This is a genomic window from Streptomyces sp. AC627_RSS907, from assembly GCF_019049165.1.
In genome coordinates, this window is the sequence record NZ_JAGMUE010000027.1 from 51,153 (window position 1) to 71,345 (window position 20,193).

19 protein-coding genes and 1 riboswitch are annotated in these 20,193 nt (G+C 72.8%); of the genes, 5 read left to right on the top strand and 14 right to left on the bottom strand.

The window, feature by feature from the left end:
• Window positions 1-9: 9 nt before the first annotated feature.
• Window positions 10-1,875, top strand: coding sequence for an AAA family ATPase (locus KUM32_RS07770; protein ID WP_217141055.1), 1,866 nt, complete (start codon window positions 10-12; stop codon window positions 1,873-1,875).
• A gap of 192 nt (window positions 1,876-2,067) precedes the next feature.
• Here KUM32_RS07770 and KUM32_RS07775 read toward each other — a convergent pair whose 3' ends face one another.
• The 10 genes from KUM32_RS07775 to KUM32_RS07820 form a co-directional block, all read right to left on the bottom strand.
• Window positions 2,068-3,105, bottom strand: coding sequence for a hemolysin family protein (locus KUM32_RS07775; RefSeq protein WP_217141056.1), 1,038 nt, complete (start codon window positions 3,103-3,105; stop codon window positions 2,068-2,070).
• Window positions 3,102-4,433, bottom strand: coding sequence for a hemolysin family protein (locus tag KUM32_RS07780; protein WP_217141057.1), 1,332 nt, complete (start codon window positions 4,431-4,433; stop codon window positions 3,102-3,104). The genes KUM32_RS07775 and KUM32_RS07780 overlap by 4 nt, the downstream gene beginning before the upstream one ends.
• A 249-nt stretch (window positions 4,434-4,682) precedes the next feature.
• The gene (locus KUM32_RS07785; RefSeq protein WP_217141058.1) at window positions 4,683-5,150 is read right to left on the bottom strand and encodes a PH domain-containing protein; all 468 of its coding nucleotides are present in this window, start codon (window positions 5,148-5,150) and stop codon (window positions 4,683-4,685) included.
• Between the two features lie 21 nt (window positions 5,151-5,171).
• On the bottom strand, window positions 5,172-6,020 hold the full coding sequence (hisG, locus tag KUM32_RS07790; RefSeq protein WP_217141059.1) for an ATP phosphoribosyltransferase: 849 nt from the start codon (window positions 6,018-6,020) through the stop codon (window positions 5,172-5,174).
• 46 nt (window positions 6,021-6,066) lie between these two features.
• Window positions 6,067-6,339 (bottom strand): phosphoribosyl-ATP diphosphatase, encoded by a 273-nt coding sequence (locus KUM32_RS07795; protein WP_030946750.1) that lies wholly within the window; start codon window positions 6,337-6,339, stop codon window positions 6,067-6,069.
• A 34-nt stretch (window positions 6,340-6,373) separates the two neighbouring features.
• Entirely contained in the window at window positions 6,374-6,859 is a 486-nt protein-coding gene (gene ribH, locus KUM32_RS07800; RefSeq protein ID WP_217141060.1) for a 6,7-dimethyl-8-ribityllumazine synthase, read from the bottom strand.
• A gap of 30 nt (window positions 6,860-6,889) precedes the next feature.
• On the bottom strand, window positions 6,890-8,179 hold the full coding sequence (locus KUM32_RS07805; RefSeq protein WP_217141061.1) for a bifunctional 3,4-dihydroxy-2-butanone-4-phosphate synthase/GTP cyclohydrolase II: 1,290 nt from the start codon (window positions 8,177-8,179) through the stop codon (window positions 6,890-6,892).
• Window positions 8,176-8,820 carry a nicotinamide mononucleotide transporter family protein gene (locus tag KUM32_RS07810; RefSeq protein ID WP_217141062.1) on the bottom strand — a complete coding sequence of 215 codons (645 nt, stop codon included), beginning with the start codon at window positions 8,818-8,820 and terminating at the stop codon, window positions 8,176-8,178. The genes KUM32_RS07805 and KUM32_RS07810 overlap by 4 nt, the downstream gene beginning before the upstream one ends.
• Window positions 8,817-9,428, bottom strand: a complete 612-nt coding sequence (locus KUM32_RS07815) for a riboflavin synthase (protein WP_217141063.1) — start codon at window positions 9,426-9,428, stop codon at window positions 8,817-8,819. The genes KUM32_RS07810 and KUM32_RS07815 overlap by 4 nt, the downstream gene beginning before the upstream one ends.
• Before the next feature lie 150 nt (window positions 9,429-9,578).
• A riboswitch (FMN riboswitch) is annotated at window positions 9,579-9,709 on the bottom strand.
• A gap of 241 nt (window positions 9,710-9,950) precedes the next feature.
• Complete coding sequence (locus KUM32_RS07820) at window positions 9,951-11,144, bottom strand: ROK family transcriptional regulator (protein WP_217141064.1); 1,194 nt, start codon at window positions 11,142-11,144, stop codon at window positions 9,951-9,953.
• A gap of 132 nt (window positions 11,145-11,276) precedes the next feature.
• On the opposite strand from KUM32_RS07820, the gene KUM32_RS07825 reads away from it, so the two are divergent.
• Window positions 11,277-12,488, top strand: coding sequence for an MFS transporter (locus KUM32_RS07825; RefSeq protein WP_217141065.1), 1,212 nt, complete (start codon window positions 11,277-11,279; stop codon window positions 12,486-12,488).
• Here KUM32_RS07825 and KUM32_RS07830 read toward each other — a convergent pair.
• The gene (locus tag KUM32_RS07830; protein ID WP_217141066.1) at window positions 12,448-12,906 is read right to left on the bottom strand and encodes a thioesterase family protein; all 459 of its coding nucleotides are present in this window, start codon (window positions 12,904-12,906) and stop codon (window positions 12,448-12,450) included. The genes KUM32_RS07825 and KUM32_RS07830 overlap by 41 nt on opposite strands.
• Window positions 12,907-13,090: 184 nt before the next feature.
• On the opposite strand from KUM32_RS07830, the gene KUM32_RS07835 reads away from it, so the two are divergent.
• Window positions 13,091-14,497: a uracil-xanthine permease family protein gene (locus KUM32_RS07835; RefSeq protein ID WP_217141067.1), complete on the top strand. Its 1,407-nt coding sequence runs from the start codon at window positions 13,091-13,093 to the stop codon at window positions 14,495-14,497.
• On the opposite strand, the gene KUM32_RS07840 is transcribed toward KUM32_RS07835, so the two are convergent.
• On the bottom strand, window positions 14,479-15,630 hold the full coding sequence (locus tag KUM32_RS07840) for a glycoside hydrolase family 6 protein (protein WP_217141143.1): 1,152 nt from the start codon (window positions 15,628-15,630) through the stop codon (window positions 14,479-14,481). The genes KUM32_RS07835 and KUM32_RS07840 overlap by 19 nt on opposite strands.
• 174 nt (window positions 15,631-15,804) lie before the next feature.
• Between KUM32_RS07840 and KUM32_RS07845 the strand changes: the two genes are divergently transcribed.
• The gene (locus KUM32_RS07845; RefSeq protein WP_217141068.1) at window positions 15,805-16,500 is read left to right on the top strand and encodes a DUF5995 family protein; all 696 of its coding nucleotides are present in this window, start codon (window positions 15,805-15,807) and stop codon (window positions 16,498-16,500) included.
• Window positions 16,501-16,603: 103 nt separating this feature from the next.
• On the top strand, window positions 16,604-17,533 hold the full coding sequence (locus KUM32_RS07850; RefSeq protein WP_217141069.1) for an LLM class F420-dependent oxidoreductase: 930 nt from the start codon (window positions 16,604-16,606) through the stop codon (window positions 17,531-17,533).
• A 97-nt stretch (window positions 17,534-17,630) separates the two neighbouring features.
• On the opposite strand, the gene KUM32_RS07855 is transcribed toward KUM32_RS07850, so the two are convergent.
• Window positions 17,631-19,343 (bottom strand): NAD(P)/FAD-dependent oxidoreductase, encoded by a 1,713-nt coding sequence (locus tag KUM32_RS07855; protein WP_217141070.1) that lies wholly within the window; start codon window positions 19,341-19,343, stop codon window positions 17,631-17,633.
• Between the two features lie 47 nt (window positions 19,344-19,390).
• Window positions 19,391-20,179, bottom strand: coding sequence for a carbon-nitrogen hydrolase family protein (locus KUM32_RS07860; RefSeq protein WP_217141071.1), 789 nt, complete (start codon window positions 20,177-20,179; stop codon window positions 19,391-19,393).
• Between the last annotated feature and the right edge of the window lie 14 nt (window positions 20,180-20,193).

The window sequence follows — 20,193 nt, forward strand, 5'->3', positions numbered from 1 at the left end:
GGGGACGGGATGGACTTCGGCACTCAGGGCCCACCGGCCCCGGCCGACCTCGCCTGGCTGCGCGGCGTGGACGCCTACACCATGGGGGCGTACCCACAGGCGGAGGAGGAGTTCCGGACCGCGGTACGCATCGACCCCGCGATGGCCGACGGCTGGCTGGGGCTGCACGCCCTGCGCGTCGACACCGCCAACGCGCTGCTCAGGATGTTCCGCCACCGGGACCGGTTCGGCGAGCAGCGCGCCCGTCACCGCCGAGCGCTCAACTCCTGGTACTGGCTGGGCTGGTGGGTGCAGCCCGTGCTGGAGGAGCCCCGCGACCTGCTGCTGGCGCACGCCTCCCACTGGCTGGACGGCCGCCACGTCCCGGAGCTGGACCGCGCCCTGGCCGGGCTGCCGCCGGTGGACACCGACCCCCAGGTCCGTTTTCTGCACGCGTGCCGCGCCTACCTCGTCAAGGACTGGGAGGAGCTCGTCCGGCACACCGACCCGCTGCTCGGTGATCCGCTGCTGGGTATCGAGGCGGGCCTGTTCGGCGGTATGGCGCGGGTGCGGCTGGAGATGTACGGGCAGGCCGAGCCACTGCTGTCGGCGGCCCTCATGCGGTGCCGCAGCGAGCAGCCGCAGCGCAAGGAACTGCGCTACTGGCTGGCCCGGGCCCACGAGGGGACGGGCCGCAGCGCCGCCGCGCTGCCGCTGTACCGGGCCGTGCACCGCGTCGACCCGGCCTTCATGGACACCTCGGCCCGGCTGGCGGCGATCGCCGAGGCCGACGGCTACGACGACTCCACCGACCTCGCGGGGCTCGCGCAGGCCGGCATGGGACTGGACGGCCTGGACGGCACCGACGGACTCGATCCTCTCTTCGGCGCCGAGGAGCGCGACCTCAAGCTCTCCGTCCCCGAGCCTTCGCTGTCCGCCCCGCTGCCCTCGCTGGGCGGACCGTCGGTGCGCGAGAAGACCGACGGTCCCGACCCGTCCCTGCCCACCGGGCCCACCGACCCCGCCCTCCTGGAGGAGGCGCTCGCCGAGCTGGAGGGCATGGTGGGGCTGGAGCCGGTGAAGCGCCAGGTCAAGGCCCTGTCCGCGCAGCTGAACATGGCGCGGCTGCGGGCCGGGCAGGGCCTGCCGGTCCAGCCGCCCAAACGTCACTTCGTCTTCTCCGGCCCCTCCGGCACCGGCAAGACCACCGTGGCCCGCATCCTGGGCCGCGTCTTCTACGCCCTCGGCCTGCTCGGCGGCGACCACCTCGTGGAGGCGCAGCGCGCCGACCTGGTCGGCGAGTACCTCGGCCAGACCGCGGTGAAGGCCAACGAACTGATCGACTCCGCGCTCGGCGGCGTCCTCTTCGTCGACGAGGCGTACTCGCTGTCCAACTCCGGTTACGGCAAGGGCGACGCCTACGGCGACGAGGCGCTGCAGGTCCTGCTGAAGCGGGCCGAGGACAACCGCGACCACCTGGTGGTGATCCTGGCCGGCTATCCGGAGGGCATGGACCGGCTGCTGACCGCCAACCCGGGACTGTCCTCCCGCTTCACCACCCGGGTCGACTTCCCGTCGTACCGGCCGCTGGAGCTCACCTCGATCGGTGAGGTGCTGGCGGCCGAGAACGGGGACGTGTGGGACGAGGAGGCGCTCGACGAACTGCGGTCGATCGCCGGGCACGTGGTGGACCAGGGGTGGATCGACGAGTTGGGGAACGGGCGGTTTCTGCGGACGCTGTACGAGAAGAGCTGCGCGTACCGGGATCTGCGGTTGTCGGTGTACCCCGGCACGCTGACGCGGGACGACCTGGCGACGTTGCGGTTGCCGGACCTGATGCAGGCGTACGGGGAGGTGCTCTCGGGGCGGGGGCCGCAGGACCCCTCGGCCCTGTAGGGCGCCGGGCGTCCGCGCCGGCGGTCGGTGCGCGGCACGGCGCGGCGGGGCGCCTTCCGGGCCGTTCAGGAGCCGGGGAGGCACGACCCGCCCACGACCGGCCGAGGTCGCGGGCGGCACGACCGGCCGAGGCCGCGGGCGGCAGGTGCGCCCACGGCCGCGAGCGGCACCACCACCCGCGGCCGGGAGCGGTTACGTGGCCAGTGTCACCTCCCGGTGGGCCGGGTCCTTGACCTCGCCCACCAGGAGCTCCAGCACGTCCTCCAGGGCGACCAGGCCCAGGACCTTCCCGGACGCGTCCGCCACCTGGGCCAGGTGCGTCGCCGCCCTGCGCATCACGGTGAGGGCGTCGTCGAGCGGCAGTTCGGGGCGCAGCGTCGTCATGGGGCGCCACAGGTGCTGGGGCACGGCCCGGTCGGAGTCCTCCAGGTCGAGGACGTCCTTGACGTGGAGGTACCCCATGAAGGCGCCCCGCTCCGCCGCGACCGGGAAGCGCGAGTACCCGGTGCGGGCGGTGAGCCCGACGACCTCCCCGGGCGTGACCGAGGGACTGACCGTCACCAGGGACTCGCGTCCGAGGAGCACGTCCGTCACCGGGCGGGAGCCCAGTTCCAGGGCGTCCTCCAGGCGTTCCTGTTCCTCCGGGTCGAGCAGGCCCGCCTGGCCGGCGTCCTCGACCAGCCGGTTGAGCTGTTCACTCGTGAAGACGGCCTCGATCTCGTCCTTGGGCTCGACGCGGAACAGGCGCAGGACACCCTGCGCGCAGGCACCGAGGGCGGCGGTGATCGGCCTGCACAGGCGCGCGAAGGCGACCAGGCCGGGGCTCAGCCACAGCGCGGCCTTCTCGGGGGCGGCCATCGCGAGGTTCTTGGGCACCATCTCGCCGATGACGAGGTGGCAGAAGACCACGGCGGCCAGGGCGATCACGTAGCCGAGCGGGTGGATCATGCCGTGCGGCAGACGGATCCACTCGAAGACCGGTTCCAGCAGATGGGCGACGGTCGGTTCGGCGACCGCGCCGAGCGTCAGCGAGCAGACGGTGATGCCGAACTGGGCGGCGGCCATCATCTGCGGCAGCCGTTCCAGGCCGTACAGCACCTGCCGGGCCCGGGCGGTACCGAGGGGTTCGATCTGGCTGCGGCGCACGGAGACGAGGGCGAACTCGGCGCCGACGAAGAAGCCGTTGGCCAGCACGAGCAGCGCGGCGAAGAGGAGCTGGAGGACGCTCACCGGGCGGCCTCCGGCGCGGCGACCGGCGCCGTGCGCACCAGCCGTATCCGTTCGGCGCGGTAGTGGCCGACCTGGCGGACGGAGAGCCGCCAGCCGGGCAGTTCCGCCCGGTCGCCGACGGCCGGGATGCGGCCGAGCAGGTCGGCGACGAGCCCGGCCACGGTCTCGTACGGTCCCTCGGGCGCCTCCAGGCCGATGCGTCGCAGGGCGTCGACGCGGCAGCTGCCGTCGACGTCCCAGGCGGGACGTCCGTCGTCGGGCGGGGCGGGGGCGAGTTCGGGCACGTCCAGGCCGTCGTGCTCGTCGCGGACCTCGCCGACGATCTCTTCGACGATGTCCTCCAGGGTGACGACGCCGGCCGTGCCGCCGTACTCGTCGACGACGACCGCGATGGGCTGCTCGCTGCGCAGGCGGGTGAGCAGCGGTCGGACGGGCAGGGTCTCGGGGACGAGCAGTGCCGGGCGGGCGATCCGGGCCGCGGACGTGCGCAGCCGGTCGTGCGCGGGGACCGCGAGGGCGTCCTTGAGGTGGACCATGCCGACGATCTCGTCGATCTTCTCCCGGTAGACGGGGAAGCGGGACAGACCGGTGGCGCGGGTGAGGTTGACCACGTCCTCGGCGGTGGCCGAGGACTGCAGCGCGCTGACCTTCACGCGGGGGGTCATGACGTGCTGCGCGGTCAGTTCGCCCAGCGACAGGGTCCGTACGAAGAGGTCGGCGGTGTCCTGCTCCAGGGCGCCGGCCCGGGCGGAGTGCCGGGCCAGGGAGACCAGTTCGTCGGGGGTGCGGGCGGAGGCCAGCTCTTCGGCGGGTTCGATGCCCAGGGCGCGGACCAGGCGGTTGGCCACGCCGTTCAGCGCGGCGATCACCGGGTGGAACAGCCGGGCGAAGACGTGCTGCGGGCCGGCCACGAAGCGCGCGACCTGCAGGGGCTTGGACACCGCCCAGTTCTTGGGCACGAGCTCGCCGATCACCATCTGCACGGCGGAGGCCAGCAGCATGCCGACGACGACCGACACACCGGAGACGGCACCGTCGGGGACGCCGGTCGCGGTGACCGGGCCGTCCAGCAGTCGGGCCAGCGCCGGTTCGGCGAGCATGCCGACGACGAGGGAGGTGATGGTGATGCCGAGCTGGGTGCCGGAGAGCTGGAAGGACAGCTCCCTGAGGGACTCGACGACCCGGCGGGCGCGCCGGTCGCCGGCCGCGGCGGCCTGCTCGGCGTCCGGCCGTTCGACGGTCACCAGGCCGAACTCGGCCGCGACGAAGAAGCCGTTGGCGAGGATCAGCAGGAACGCGGCTGCCAGGAGCAGCAGGGGGGTGGTCATGATGCCGCCGCCTGTGGGGTGTCACAGCAGGGAGCGGCGCAGGTACTGCAGGACGGTCCGTCCATCGCCGGAGGGAGTCACTCCTCGGGTAGCGGGAACCCCCGCGCACCGGGCGGAGCGACAGGGGTACGGACGCGGGGGCCGCGTCCGTGTTCCCAGATTAATCATGAAAAGGGTGCCCGCGGCAGGGTGGGCGCCGCCGAGCCGGTCCCCGATGCGGGCCCGAAGCGGTCCACGCCACACCCGGTGTCAGCCGCGAGGGGCCTCGGGGGCGGCGGAGGAGCGGGCCTCGACGAGCGCCCGCAGAGCGCGTGCGTCGTCGATGGCGCGCTGCCGGGCGATCCCCGGCTGGATGCCGAGGGCGGGCAGGCTGGTGCCGTCGCTGAGGTCGAGGAACACCCAGGGGTCGCCGTGCCGGAGGTTGACGCGGAGGATCTCGGGCCAGGCCAGGCGCCGCTTGTTGGTGAGGTTGACGACGGTGACGCCCGCCTCGTCGGCGACGACCCGGGGCCGGGCCAGCAGGAGCAGTACGCCCGCCAGGACGAGAGCCGTCAGCACGAAGCTGAGGCGCTCCCCCAGACCGAGGCCGTCCAGCAGCATCCCCACCGCCGCGATGGTCACGAAGGTGACGGCGGCGAGGACCGTCAGTACGGCCCGGGTGAGACCCGGACGGAAGGTGACGGGCAGGGCGGGCAGGTCCCGCGGGGTGTCGGACATGGCGTCGCTCCGGGGTGGCGCTCAGAGACGGCAGGCGTGGATGGCCGTGGTCAGGATGGCCCGGGCGCCGATCTCGTACAGGTCGTCCATGATCCGCTGGGCCTCCTTGGAGGGGACCATGGCGCGGACGGCGACCCAGCCCTCGTTGTGCAGGGGGGAGACGGTCGGGGACTCCAGGCCGGGCGTGAGCGCGACGGCCTTCTCCAGCTGCTCCACGCGGCAGTCGTAGTCCATCATGACGTACGTCCGGGCCACCAGGACGCCCTGCAGGCGGCGCAGGAACTGCTGCACCTTGGGGTCCTCCGTGTCGGCGTCCGTACGGCGGATCACCACGGCCTCCGACTTCATGATCGGCTCGCCGAAGATCTCCAGGCCCGCGTTGCGCAGCGAGGTGCCGGTCTCGACGACGTCGGCGATGACCTCGGCGACGCCCAGCTCGATGGCGGTCTCGACGGCGCCGTCGAGGTGGACGACGGAGGCGTCGACGCCGCTGTCCGCGAGGTGCTTGGCGACGATGCCCTCGTACGAGGTGGCGACCGTCTTGCCCTTCAGGTCCGCCACGCCGTCGGCCGAGCCCGGCCTGGCGGCGTAGTGGAAGGTGGAGCGGGCGAAGCCGAGCGGGAGGATCTCCTCCGCGTCGGCGCCCGAGTCCAGGAGCAGGTCGCGCCCGGTGATGCCGATGTCGAGGCGGCCGGAGGAGACGTAGATCGCGATGTCGCGGGGGCGGAGGTAGAAGAACTCGACCTCGTTGACCGGGTCGACGATCCGCAGTTCCTTGGACTCGCGACGCTGCCGGTAGCCGGCCTCATGCAGCATCTCCCCCGCGGGACCGGAGAGGGAACCCTTGTTGGGGACGGCGATGCGCAGCATGAGGTCGGCTTCCTTCGTGTGGGAGGGGGTGGGGGTGAGCTCGGGCTCAGAGGTGGGCGTAGACGTCGTCCAGCGAGATGCCGCGGGCGACCATCATCACCTGGACGTGGTACAGCAGCTGGGAGATCTCCTCGGCCGCCGCCTCCTTGCCCTCGTACTCGGCGGCCATCCAGACCTCGGCGGCCTCTTCGACGACCTTCTTGCCGATGGCATGGACGCCCTTGCCCACCAGTTCGGCGGTGCGGGACGTGGCGGGATCGCCGTGTGCGGCCTTGTGCTGGAGCTCGGTGAAGAGCTCCTCGAACGTCTTATTGGACATGGTGGCGCCCACTTTACGCGCTGTGCCGACCGGCCTAGTGCCACGGTTCGGATACTGAGCGGAGCGTGGCCGCCGTGGCGACGGCCGCGGTCACCGCCTCGTGGCCCTTGTCCTCGCTGGAGCCCGCGAGACCCGCCCGGTCCAGGGCCTGTTCCTCGGTGTCGCAGGTGAGGACGCCGAAGCCGACGGGGACACCGGTCTCGACGGAGACCTGCACGAGGCCCTGGGTCACGCCCTGGCACACGTAGTCGAAGTGGGGGGTGCCGCCGCGGATGACGACGCCGAGGGCCACGACCGCGTCGTAGCCGCGGTCCGCGAGGACCTTGGCGACCACCGGGAGCTCGAAGCTGCCCGGCACCCTGAGCAGGGTGGGCTCGTCGATGCCCAGCTCGTGCAGGGCGCGCAGGGCGCCGTCGACCAGTCCGTCCATCACCTTGTCGTGCCACTGTGCCGCGACGACGGCGACCCGCAGGTCTCCCACGTTGCTCACGGACAGTTCCGGTGCACCCTTGCCGCTCACGTCTCTCCTCGCATCCCTGGCTCACGGGTCTTACTGGTTGCCGCAGGTGGACACGGGGGTCGTGTCCAGCCAGGGCAGGTCGTGTCCCATCCGGTCCCGCTTGGTGCGCAGGTAGCGGAGGTTGTGCTCGCCGGCCTGGACGGGCATCGGCTCGCGGCCGGTGACCTGGATGCCGTGCCGCTCGAGCGCGTCGCGCTTGTCGGGGTTGTTGGTCATCAGGCGGACGGCGCGCACGCCGAGGTCCGCCAGGATCTGGGCGCCGGCGCCGTAGTCGCGGGCGTCGGCGGGCAGGCCGAGCTCCAGGTTGGCGTCGAGGGTGTCCCGGCCGCGCTCCTGGAGTTCGTAGGCGCGCAGCTTGGACATCAGGCCGATGCCGCGTCCCTCGTGGCCGCGCAGGTAGACCACCACTCCCCTGCCCTCGGCCTGGATGCGGTCCAGGGAGGCGTCCAGCTGGGGGCCGCAGTCGCAGCGCTGGGAGCCGAAGATGTCGCCGGTGAGGCACTCGGAGTGGATGCGGACCAGGACGTCCTCGCCGTGGCCGAGGTCGCCGTGCACGAGGGCGACGTGCTCGACGCCGTCGACCGTGGAGCGGTAGCCGTACGCCGTGAACTCGCCGTGCCGGGTGGGCAGGTGGACCTCGGCCTCGCGCCGGACGGTGGGCTCGCTGCTGCGTCGGTAGGCGATCAGGTCCTCGATGGAGATGATCGTCAGGCCGTGCTTGCGGGCGAACGGGATCAGCTCGGGCAGCCGCAGCATGCGCCCGTCCTCGCCGGCGATCTCCACGATGGCACCGGCCGGGCGCAGCCCGGCGAGGCGGGCCAGGTCGACGGCGGCCTCGGTGTGGCCGTCGCGCACCAGGACGCCGCCGGAGCGGGCGCGCAGGGGGAAGATGTGGCCGGGGCGGACCAGGTCGGCGGGCTCGGCGGTGCCGCTCGCCAGGAGCCGGAGGGTGGTGGCGCGGTCGGAGGCGGAGATGCCGGTGCTCACACCGTGGGCGGCGGTGGCGTCCACGGAGACCGTGAACGCGGTCTTCATCGACTCGGTGTTGTCGTCGACCATCTGCGGGAGCCGGAGCCGGTCCAGTTCCTCGCCCTCCATGGGGGCGCAGATCAGGCCGCGGCACTCGCTCATCATGAAGGCGACGATCTCCTCGGTCGCCTTCTCGGCGGCGATGACGAGGTCGCCCTCGTTCTCGCGGTTCTCGTCGTCGACGACCACGACCGGCCGGCCGGCGGCGATGTCGGCGACGGCCTGTTCGACGGGGTCGAGGACGAGGTCGTCGTAGCCGTCGGTGCGGTAGAGGATCGGGGCGGTGCTCATGCGGGCGCTCCTTCCGGGACGGGCCGCGTCGCCTCGCGGGAGCGCAGCCACCAGTCGCGCAGGCCCCACAGGACGAGCGCGCCGTAGAGGACGTAGACGAAGCCGGAGAAGGCGAAGCCGTTGGCGAAGTTCAGCGGGACGCCGACGAGGTCGACCAGCAGCCAGGCGAACCAGAACTCGACCATGCCCCGGGCCTGCGCGTACATGGCGACGACGGTGCCGACGAAGATGTAGGCGTCCGGCCAGGGGTCCCAGGACAGGGTCGGGAAGGCGGTGAAGAGGCCGCCGACCGCGAGGGTGCCGAGGGCGGCGGCGGCGAGCAGGGCGGCGCGTTCGCGCCAGGTGGCGAAGCGGACGGCGATGGAGCCGTCCCGCGTCCCGTGCCGGCCGCGGTTCCACTGCCAGAAGCCCCAGGCGGCGACGACCATGACGACGATCTGCTTGCCCGCGCTGCCGGAGAGGTGGGCGGTGGCGAAGGCCGTGAAGAGGACGAGCCCGGAGACGAACTGAACGGGCCAGGTCCAGATGGAGCGCCGCCAGCCGAGCGCGAGGCCGAGCAGACCGATCACGTTGCCGATCATGTCCGACCACTTGATGTGCTGGTCGAAGAGCGTGAACGCCTCGGAGTTGAGCCAGTTCACCGGGCGTCTCCCCGTTCGACGTGGGCGCCGAGCAGCCGCTCGACGTACTTGGCGATGACGTCCACTTCCAGGTTGACCGGGTCGCCGGGCTGTTTGAGGCCGAGCGTGGTCAGGGCGAGGGTGGTGGGGATGAGGCTGACCGTGAAGAAGTCCGGGCCGGCGTCGACGACGGTGAGGCTGATGCCGTCGACGGTGATGGAGCCCTTCTCGACGACGTAGCGGGCGAGGTCGGCGGGCAGGGAGATCTTCACGATCTCCCAGTGTTCGGAGGGCCGGCGCTCCAGGATCTCGCCGGTGCCGTCGACGTGGCCCTGCACGATGTGCCCGCCGAGGCGGGCGCCGACGGCGGTGGGGCGCTCCAGGTTGACACGGGAGCCGACGGTGAGGACGCCCAGGCTGGAGCGGTTCAGGGTCTCGGCCATCACGTCGGCGGTGAACTCGTCGCCGTCGTGGTCGACGACGGTGAGGCAGACGCCGTTGACGGCGATGGAGTCGCCGTGCCGGGCCCCTTCGGTGACCGCGGGGCCGCGCAGGCGGAAGCGACAGGCGTCGTCGAGGGTTTCGACGGCGGTGATCTCGCCCAGCTCTTCGACGATTCCGGTGAACACTTCCCGGGTCCTCCTGCCTCTTCGGGCACGGACTCCGGGGCTGTCGAGACGACAGAGTGTACGAGCGAGGACACCGGGGACGTCGCCGGACGGGACCCGCCCGGCGACGGGCGAGCCCAGAGATCGGCGGCGCGCACGGATGCTCGCCCGCCGCGCACTGCCTCCCATCCGGACTTTAACCGTCGGTCCAGGAATTTCACCTGGTCAACCGGTCGCTGGAGGCGACCGGGTCGCGGACTGTAACCGCCGGTTCGGACTTTCACCGACCCCGGAGTGCGCTGCTTCTGGTACAGGGCCAGTTTGCCACGCCTGGTCGGCGTCCATGCGGGCGAGTGGTGTGGGGTGGCTCACAGGCCTCATCCTTCGCACCGGTGGGCGTCCCGCACGGCGGAGGAGGGCGTCGACGCGATGGGCTTCCCCCGCGCGAGCACTGCCGGGCGCGCGGGAGTCGGCAACCGACGACGACGCCGCAGATGCGCGTGCCGGACCCCGCTCGGGCCCGGCACGATCCAAACGACGCCCCTAGCCCGCCGGTGGCCCGAACAGGTCGTCCTGAGCGCGGTCGCGTGCGGTCAGCAGGGCTCCGCGCAGGACGGCGCCGCCGCCCAGCGCGCCGGGTCGCACCTCGGCGGCGAGGGGGGACATCCGGGCGAGGCGGGCGCGGACGCGGGTGGCCAGCGCGTCGCCGCCCGCCAGGCCGACCTCGCCGGCCAGCACGACGCAACCGGGGTCCAGTACGGAGACGACGGCGGCGGCACCGAGGGCCACCCGGTCGGCGAGCGCGTCGAGGAAATCCCCGGCGGCCGGGACCATGGCCGCCCGGCGCACCGCCTGCCGCACCAGCGCCGCCGCGTGCGGCTCGGGCCCGGCGGGAGTCGCCGTCACCCCGTGCTCCGCCGCGAGCGCGGCCACGGCTTCGGCGCCGGCCAGCGAGTGGAAGCCGCCGTCGCAGCCCGTGGCCGACGGCAGGCCGGACGTGCCGGGCACCGGCAGGAAGCCGATCTCACCCGCCCCACCGCTCACGCCCCGCCGCAGCGTGCCGTCGAGGACGACCGCGGCGCCGATGCCGAGGCCGAGCCACAGCAGCACGAAGGTGTCCCGGTCCCGGGCGGCCCCGTCGCGCTGCTCGGCCAGGGCGGCGAGGTTGGTCTCGTTCTCCACGCCGATCCGCGCCTCGGGGAACCGCTCCTGCAACGCGGCCACCAGCCGGCGGTGCCACGCGGGCAGGCCGGTCGTTGCCCGCAGTTCGCCGCTCGCCGGGTCGATCAGGCCGGGCGCGCCGATGCCGACGGTGTGCAGCCCGTCGGCGCCGGCCTCCTTCGCCGCCCGCTCGACCAGGCCCACCGCCCGCTCCACCGCCGGACCGGTGCCGGTGTCGTCGCCGATCGGCACGGAGGCCTCGGCGAGCACCCGGCCGACCAGGTCGGACACCAGTACGGCGACGCCCTCGGTGCGTACGTCGAGGGCGGCGAGGTGGGCGCGGCCGGCGACGATGCCGTACAGCTTGGCGTTGGGGCCGCGGCGTTGTGCGCCCGACTCCCCGGCCACCTCGATCAGGCCGGCGACGGTGAGACGTTCGACGAGGTCGGCCACGGTGGGGCGGGACAGGCCGGTCAGCTGCTTCAACTGCGCTGCCGTCAACGGGCCCTCCTGCTGGAGCAGACGCAGGGCGAGCCGGTCGTTGATGGCCCGGGCGGTGCTCGGGGATGCGGGCATGCCGGGATCCTCCCAGATCGGCGGCGCGGGAGAGCCCGCGCCGGAACCCCCTATCTATCAGGCAGGCTTCCTGATAGTTTACGCGGCGCAGCGGAGGCAGGCAGTGGAGCAGAACCGACGGGGGGCCCGAGAATGAGCACAGTGGTCTACGAGCAGCGCGAGGTGAGGCGCGCCCGGTACGCCGTGGCGGCCGTGTTCGCCGTGCACGGCGCCGTCACCGGCTCGTTCGCGACCCGCGTGCCCTGGATCCAGGACCACGCCGGGGTGAGCGCGGGTCAGCTGGGTCTGGCGCTGGCCTTCCCCGCGCTCGGCGCGTCGGTCGCCATGCCCCTGGCGGGCAGCGTCAGCCACCGCTTCGGCGCCCGCACCGCCCTGCGCGGCCTGCTGGCCCTGTGGACCCTGGCGCTGGTCCTGCCCGCCCTCGCCCCGAACCTGCTGACCCTGTGCCTCGCCCTCTTCGTCTACGGCGCCTCGGCGGGCATGTCGGACGTGGCGATGAACGCGCTCGGCGTCGAGGTCGAGAACCGTCTCGACAAGTCGATCATGTCCGGTCTGCACGGCATGTGGAGCGCGGGCGCCCTGATCGGCTCCGCGGGCGGCACGCTCGCCGCCCATCTGGGTTCGGACGCCCGGCTCCACCACGCCCTGGCCGCCGCGGTGCTGACCTTGACGGGCCTGGTCGCCTGCACCTGGGTGCTGGATCTCCAGCCCGCCGAGGACGAGGAGCCACCGCCGCGGTTCGCGCTGCCGCCCAGGTCGGCGGTGCTGATCGGCGCCGTCGGGTTCTGCGCGGTGTTCGCGGAGGGCGCGAGCCTGGACTGGTCGGCGGTCTATCTGCGGGACCAGCTGGATTCCTCGGCCGGACTCGCGGCGGCCTGCACGACGGGCTTCACGCTCACCATGGCCCTGGCCAGGCTGGCCGGAGACAGGGTGGTGGACCGGTTCGGCGCGGTGCGCACGGTGCGGGTGAGCGGGGTACTGGCCACTCTCGGCGGCCTGCTCATCGTCGTCGGGGGTCATCCGGCGGTGGCGATGACCGGCTTCGCGCTGGTGGGCCTCGGCATCGCCGTGGTCGTCCCGCTGTGCTTCGCCGCGGCCGGCCGCGCCGGCTCCAACCCGAGCCTCGCCATCGCGGGCGTCGCCACCATCACGTACACCTCGGGGCTGGTCGCACCCAGCGCGATCGGCGGTCTGGCCCAGGCGACCAGCCTGGTGGTGTCGTTCGGCCTGGTGACGGTGCTGGCCTGCTGCCTGGTGGTGTTCGCGAAGGTGCTGCGCGCCGGGGACCGGGACCGCCCGAAGATCAGTCCGTCGAACGCAGGAGTGCCCGGCCGGCAGTCCTGAAGGTGTCGCTCCACGGCGCCGGGCGCAGCGTCCCCGAGTCCAGCCGGACCAGCGCCCGGGTGCCGTGGGCGTACGTGGTGGCGCCGTCCGCCGAGCAGAAGCGGAAGCCGTACGTCAGCCCGGTCGTGCCGAGCCGGTCCAGCCAGAGGTGGACGGCGTACGCGCCCGGCCGGGTGACCGGCGCCTCATAGGTGATCGTCAGCTCCTTGACCGCGTTGCAGGCCTCGCCGGCCGCGGCCCCGTCGCCCTCGAAGCGGAAGCCGTGCTCGGTCCACAGCTCGGCCCAGGCCCGCTCGACCATCACCGGGCAGCGGGCGTCGTGCAACAGGCCGAGCGCGTCCAGGTCGTCGAAGTGCACGGTGACGGGGACGAGCCGGCCGTAGGAGAGCAGCGGGGAGGCGGGGGCTTCGGCGGTCACGGGTGGGGCTCCTGGTCCTGCCCGGCTGTGCCCAGGTACGGCGGATCCCCACCATCCTAAGCGGACGCTCAGCACCGATGGGCGGGAAGGCGCTGGTCAGCCGGGGGGTGCGGGACGTGGGACGGGCGGGGACCCCTGACAATGGTCCGGACAGTCCTCACGTAACAGAAAGCGAAACCTCACCATGGACCTCGGCGTGCGCTGGAAGCTGCACGGGGACGGGAAGGTCCCCGCCCCCGGAGCGGTGGTCCGCCCCGACGAACGGCTCTCGTGGCCCCGCACGGTCGGGCTCGGCGCCCAGCACGTGGTGGCCATGTTCGGGGCGTCCTTCGTGGCCCCGGTCCTGATGGGCCTGGACCCCAACCTCGCGATCATGATGTCGGGCGTGGCGACCGTCATCTTCCTGCTCGCCACCCGCGGCCGGGTGCCCAGCTACCTCGGCTGCTCGCTCTCCTTCGTCGGCGTCGCCGCGGTGATCCGGGCGCAGGGCGGCACCAGCGCCACGGTGACCGGCGCGGTGCTCGTCGTCGGCGCCGCGCTGTTCCTGGTGGGACTCGCCGTGCAGCGGTTCGGGGCGCGGATCATCCACGCCGCGATGCCGCCGATCGTCACCGGCGCGGTGGTGATGCTGATCGGTTTCAACCTGGCCCCGGTCACCGCCACCACCTACTGGCCGCAGGACCAGTGGACGGCCCTGCTGGTGATGCTGTTCACCGGTCTGGCCGTGGTCTGCCTGCGCGGTTTCTGGTCCCGGATCGCGATCTTCCTGGGCCTGGTCTTCGGGTACGCCCTCTCCTGGGCCCTGGACCGGATCTTCGGGAAGATCCACGCGGTGGACGGCAGCGGCAAGGTCACCGACCACTGGCGGCTGGACTTCTCCGCCGTGGGCCAGGCCGACTGGATCGGGCTGCCGTCCTTCCACGGGCCGACGTTCGAGTGGTCGGCGATCCTGGTCGCCCTGCCGGTCGTCATCGCGCTGGTCGCCGAGAACGCCGGACACGTCAAGGCGGTCGGCGAGATGACCGGCGACTCGCTCGACGACAAGCTCGGCACGGCGATCTCCGCCGACGGTGTCGGCTCGATGCTGTCCACCGCGGTCGGCGGCCCGCCCAACACCACGTACTCCGAGAACATCGGCGTGATGGCCGCGACCCGGGTCTACTCGACGGCCGCGTACTGGGCCGCCGCCGGCTTCGCCCTCCTCTTCGGCCTCTGCCCGAAGTTCGGCGCGGTCGTGGCCGCGATCCCGGGTGGCGTCCTCGGCGGCATCACCGTCATCCTCTACGGCATGATCGGCCTGCTGGGCGCGCAGATCTGGATCAACGCCAAGGTGGACCTGCGCAATCCGCTCAACCTGGTGCCGGCCGCCGCGGGCATCATCATCGGTGTCGGCAACGTCAGCATGAAGTTCACCGACACCTTCTCGCTCAGCGGCATCGCGCTGGGCACCGTGGTCGTCATCACCGGCTACCACGCGCTGCGGGCCTTCGCCCCGGCCCACCTCAAGGGTCAGCGGCCGCTGCTCGACGAGGGCACGTCGTCGTACGACACCCAGGGCGGGGACGACGGGCCTCAGCGCGCCAGGTCGTAGGCGTACGACGGCGTGAACGTGCCCGGCGCCCCCTTGCAGCCGTCCGACTCCCCCGGCAGCTTGACCCACAGGTAGGCGTCGATGCGCCCCAGGCCGGTGCTCAGGGTCGGTGCCCTGCCGAGCTTGCGCCCGGCCGGGTCGCACCACTCGCCGTCGGGCGGGGCGCCGTTGCCGTTGCGGCTGGTGTCGATGACGGCGCCCAGGCTCGCCGGGCCGCCGAGGGCGTCGAGGACCGCGCGGGCGTAGGCGACCTCGTCGGCGGTGGCGTGGAAGTTGGAGACGTTGCTGAAGACGCCGTCGGACGACGCGGCCGAGGCGGCGCCGGCCTGCTTCAGCCAGCCCGCCTGCTTGGCGGGCGCGTGCCAGCCGGAGTGGCCCGCGTCGAAGTAGACCCGGGCGCGGGGGTTGGCGTCCTTCAGGGCGCGGCCGGCGCGGGCCAGGGAGGCGAAGCGGTCGGCGCGTTCACCGGCGGACAGGCAGTCGGCCTGGGCGACCGAGTCGGGCTCCAGGACGACGATGACGTCGCCGGAGCCGAGCCCGGCGGCGAAGCGGTCGATCCAGTCGTCGTAGGCGTCGAGGCCGGGCGCGCCGCCCTCGGAGTGACCGCCGCAGTCGCGGTCGGGTATCGCGTACGGCACCAGGACCGGCACCCGGCCCTCGGCGGCCCCGCCCGCGGTGACGGCGCGGACCCGGGAGGTGATGGTCGCGGGCGTGAAGTCGGCGAACCACACGGCGGCCGGGTGGCCGGCTATGCGGGATTCGATCACGTCCTGGCGCGGGTCGCCGGGGTGGGCCCGCACCCAGTCGAGCACCCGGGACCTGGGGTGCCGGTAGAGCCGGTCGGAGACCGTGGCGGCGGTCCGGGGCTTCTCCTCCCCGGACTTCCGTCGCGGCGACGGGCCGGGGCTGGTCTTTTCCGCCGAGGCGGAGGGCGGGGCGGAGACGGAGGGCGGGGCGGAGGCCGAGGGCGTCGCCGACGGTGAAGGGGACGGCGCGACCGGCGACGGGTGCGGCAGCGGCGACCGCGTCACCTCCGGCCGCGCCTCGTCCGCCCCGCCGCCGTCGTCGCCGAGCGCGGTCAGCACGCCGGTCGCGGTGCCGACCGCGACCACGACGGACGCCGCGGCGACCATCGCCCCGCGGCGGGCGGCACGCCTGCGCTCGGCCCTGCGAGCGGCCAGACGCCGGACACGAAGCCCTGACACGTACGGTCCCCCCTCCCCCGCACGACGGGCGCGTTCCCCCGTTCTGGGGAAGCGTCGGGCCCGCCGGCGCTCCCGCCACCCTAAAGCTGCGACCCTGCCGCCATGGCGCACTGCGAACAAGTCCTGACGGCCGACCGGAGGGTGGACGCGGTCCTGACCCGGATGCGCGCCCTCGACACGACGCTGCCCGCCCGGGACGGCGTGGCGGTCTTCAACCGCGTCTACCTGGCCGTGACGGAGGCGGTCGACCGGCACATCGACGGCGGCCTGTTCCCGGACGCCCGGGCCGCGAGCACGCTGGACGTACGGTTCGCGGAGCGGTACCTGGCCGCCGTCGACGCCGCGGAGGACGGCCGCCGCCCGCCGGCCTGCTGGCGCCCCCTGTTCCAGTTCCGCCGTCATCCGGGTGTACGGCCGCTGCAGTTCGCGCTGGCGGGCATCAACGCGCACATCGGCCACGATCTCGCGCTGGCCGTGGTGGACACCTGTCGTACGCTCGGCTGCGAACCCGTCGACCTGGAGGACGAGTTCGACCGGGTGGGTGACCTCCTCGTGTCGCTGGAGGAGCGCGTACGCGACGAGCTGATGCCGGCTCCCGACCTGTTCCGGATCGCCGACCCGCTGACCCATCTGGTGGGCTCCTGGAGCCTGGAGCGCGCCCGCGACGCGAGCTGGGCGGCGGCCCGCGCGCTGTGGGCGCTGCGCCGGCTGCCCGACGTCGCCGGGGAGTTCACGGAGCGGCTGGACGCGGCGGCCGGCTTCGCGGGCCGCATGCTGCTCACACCGCTGCCGGACTGATCCGGCCGGGGCTGTCCGGTGCGCACCTCCAGAACCACCGGGCGGTCGCTGTACGTTGCTCCCTCGGGCAACATCGCACCGCGACGGCGAAGGAGCACCAGGCATGACGACCAGGCTCGGACTCGGCCTCCCCCAGATGCGGCAGTACGACCTCGGCAAGGACGTCCCCGACGTGGCACGCGCGGCGGAAGCGATGGGGTACGGGAGCGTGTGGGTCTTCGAACGGGCCCTGTTCCCCGAGCCCGCCACCCAGGGGCTGTACGGCGTCGAGGGCCTGCCCTGGCCGGACGAGTACCGGAACGTGGCGGAGCCGCTGGTCACCCTGACCCTCGCCGCCGCGGCCACCGAGCGGGTGGAGCTGGGCACCAGTGTCCTGGTCGCCCCGCTGCACGTCCCGTTCCAGCTGGCCAAGGCGCTGGCCTCGCTGGACGCCGCGAGCGGTGGCCGGGTGCTCGCGGGGTTCGGCACCGGCTGGTCCCACGACGAGTACGCGGCGTCGTCCGTGCGCCCGTTCGCCGAGCGCGGTCAGGCCCTGGACGAGCTGCTCGAGGTGTGCCGCGCGGTCTGGGGCCCGGACCCGGTGGTGTACGACGGGCACCTCACGAAGATCACGTCCGCCGTGGTCGGCCCCAAGCCGGCCCGGCCGATTCCGGTCCTGCTGGCGGCGGGCAGCGCGAAGGCCCGGCGCCGGCTCGTCGACCACGCCGACGGCTGGCTCCCGGCCGGCATGGGCGCCGGGGAACTGGCCGGGCAGTGGCGGCGGTTGCGGGACCTGGCCGCCGAGCGCGGTCGGACAGAACCGATCCGGACGGTGCTGCGGGTCAACGCCCGCTACCAGGCGGCGACCGGGGCCGCCGCCGGCCGCCGCCCCTTCCACGGCAGCGTCGACCAGATCGTCGAGGACCTCACCGCGTACGCCGAGATCGGCCTGGACGAGATCCTCCTCGACCTCCAGAGCACGGCGCGGGACGCCGAGGAGTTGAAGGACGTCGCCGCCGAGGTCTACGAGAAGGCGCGGGCGAGCGGGATCTAGCCGACGCCGGTCGAAGCCGGGGCCTGTCCGTTCGGGTCATGACGACCCGAACGGGAGGCGGAGTCGCTCTCAGCCGACCCGGCCCGAACGACGGGCCCTAGTCCTCGGGGAGTTCGACGGGTGCGATCTCGTCGTAGACGTCGCCCGGGCCGGGGTTGGTCGCGTCGGTGTGCCCGCCGAAGTGGTGCATGACGCCCCAGACCGCGTTCAGCGCGGTCTGGACGGCGCCCTCGGCCCAGCCGGCCGTCCAGGAGATGTCGTCGCCGGCGAGGAAGATGCCCCGCTTGTCCTCGGGCAGCCGGTCCTGCATGAAATGTGTGAACAGGCGCCGCTGGTAGCGGTAGTGGCCGGGGAGGTTGGCCTTGAAGGCGCCCATGAAGTAGGGCTCGTTCTCCCAGGAGACCGTCACCGGGTTGCCGATGATGTGCTTCCTGATGTCGACCTTCGGATAGATCTCGCCGAGCGACTTCAGCATGACCTCCATCCGCTCGTTCGCGGACAGCGGCAGCCACTTCAGGCTGTCGTCGCACCAGGTGTAGGAGAGGCAGATGACGGCGGGCTTGTCGGGTCCGTCGTCCAGGAGGTACGTACCGCGGGTCATGCGGTCGGTGAGCGTCATCGACATGACGTCCCGCCCGGTCGGGTTCCCCTCGTCGTCGACGGCCTTGTCGAGCCAGAACGGCCGGTCCACGGGCACGAAGAGCTTGGAGCTCTCCATGTAGTGGGTCCGCTCGATCGCGGTCCAGTGGTCGATCGGGAAGAGCGAGTCGTCGCAGGTGATCTTCGAGAGCAGCATCCAGGACTGGGCGGTGAAGATCGCCGCCCGGTAGGTGCGGATGTCGCCGTCGGCGTCCGTCACCGTGATCCTGTTGCCGGCGGTGCGGTTGAGCCGCGTCACCGCCGGGCGCGGCCCGCCGTCCGTGTGCAGGGACTTCAGCGAGGTGCCGTGGGGCCAGTGGACGATCTTCTCCGGCTCGCGCTCCCAGAGCCTGAGGGGCAGCTGCTGGGAGCCGCCGACGATGCCGCGGTGGTGGTCGTCTGCCTCGGTGTAGACGACGCGGAGGATCTCCAGGATGGAGTTGGGGAAGTCGGTGTCCCAGCCACCCGTGCCGAAGCCGACCTGCCCGAAGATCTCGCGGTGCCGGAAGGACTTGAAGGCCTCGGAGTCGCAGAGGAAGCCGTAGAAGGTCTGGTTGTCGAGTTTCTCGACCAGCTTCGACCAGATCTCACGGATGCGCGGAACGTCGCGCTCGCGCAGGGCGCGGTTCATGTCGGAGAAGTCGGCGCCCTCTTCGAGACACCTGGCCCAGGCGTCGGCGACGTCACGGTAGACCTGCGGCAGGTCGTCGAGCGTCTCGGCGTAGTGCGTCTCGCCCTTGAGGTCGACGACGGTCGAGGGCGTCGCCTCGGCGAGGGGGTTGGGGAAGGCACGGGTCTCCAGCCCCACCAGGTCGATGTAGTGCTGGAGGGCGGTGGAGGACGGCGGGAAGCGCATCGCGCCCATCTCGGCGGTCAGCGAGGGGTCGCAGCCCTCGAAGCCCACGGTCCGCAGGCGTCCCCCGATCCGGTCGGCCTCGTACACGACGGGCTTGAGGCCCATCTTCATCAGCTCGTAGGCGGCCACGATGCCGGACAGGCCGCCGCCGATGACGGCGACCTCGGTGCCGTGCTCGGTCGCGGGTATCTGGCCGAGGCCCGCGGGGTGGGCGAGGAAGTCGTCGTACGCGTACGGGAAGTCCGGGCCGAACATGGTGATCGGCGGCTGCTGCTCGTCTGCGTGCTCGATCGCGTTGGGCACGGTGGACGTCATGGGGTACGGACTCCTTGCACAGGTGGGACGGAGGTGACGGCCGGGGCTCAGACGAGGGACCCGTAGAGGCCGGGGCGGCGGTCGGTCAGATACGGGTTGGCCTCGCGGGAGGCGGCGAGGAAGGCCGGGTCGGCGTCGGCCACGACCAGTTCCTCGCCGCGCCCGGCCCGGGCGCGGGCGGTCCCGTCGGGCGCGGCGAGCGTGGAGAGGCCGACGAACTCGAACTCGCCCTCCTGGCCGACCCGGTTGACGTACGCCACGTACATCTGGTTCTCGAAGGCCCGCACCGGGACGACGGACTCGGCGACGAACTGGAACGGGTGCATCTGCGCGGTGGGGACGAGCAGCAGGTCGGTGCCGGCCAGCGCGTGGGCGCGGACGTTCTCCGGGAACTCCACGTCGTAGCAGATCATCAGGCCGACGGTCACCCCGTCGAGCTCCGCCTGGACGACCGGCTGGTCGCCCGGCGCGAAGTGGTCGCGTTCGAAGCAGCCGAAGAGGTGGGTCTTGCGGTAGTTGGCCAGGCGGGTCCCGTCGGCGGAGATCAGCTGGACGGAGTTGTGGACCGTCTCGCCGGCCCGCTCGGGGTAGCCGTACGCGACGGCGAGGCCGTGCCGTCCGGCGATCTCCGCGACGGCGTCGGCCGAGTCGCCGTCGGCGGGCTCGGCGAGGACGGCCACGTCGTCGCCGATGGCGTACCCGGTCAGGAACAGCTCCGAGGTGACCAGCAGCCCGGCCCCCGTGGCGGCGGCCCGCCCCGCGGCCTCGTCGAGGACCTCGAGGTTCCCGGCGGTGGAGCCGGGCCGGCCGGAGCTCTGGAGCAGGACGGTGCGCATGCGTGTTCCTCACC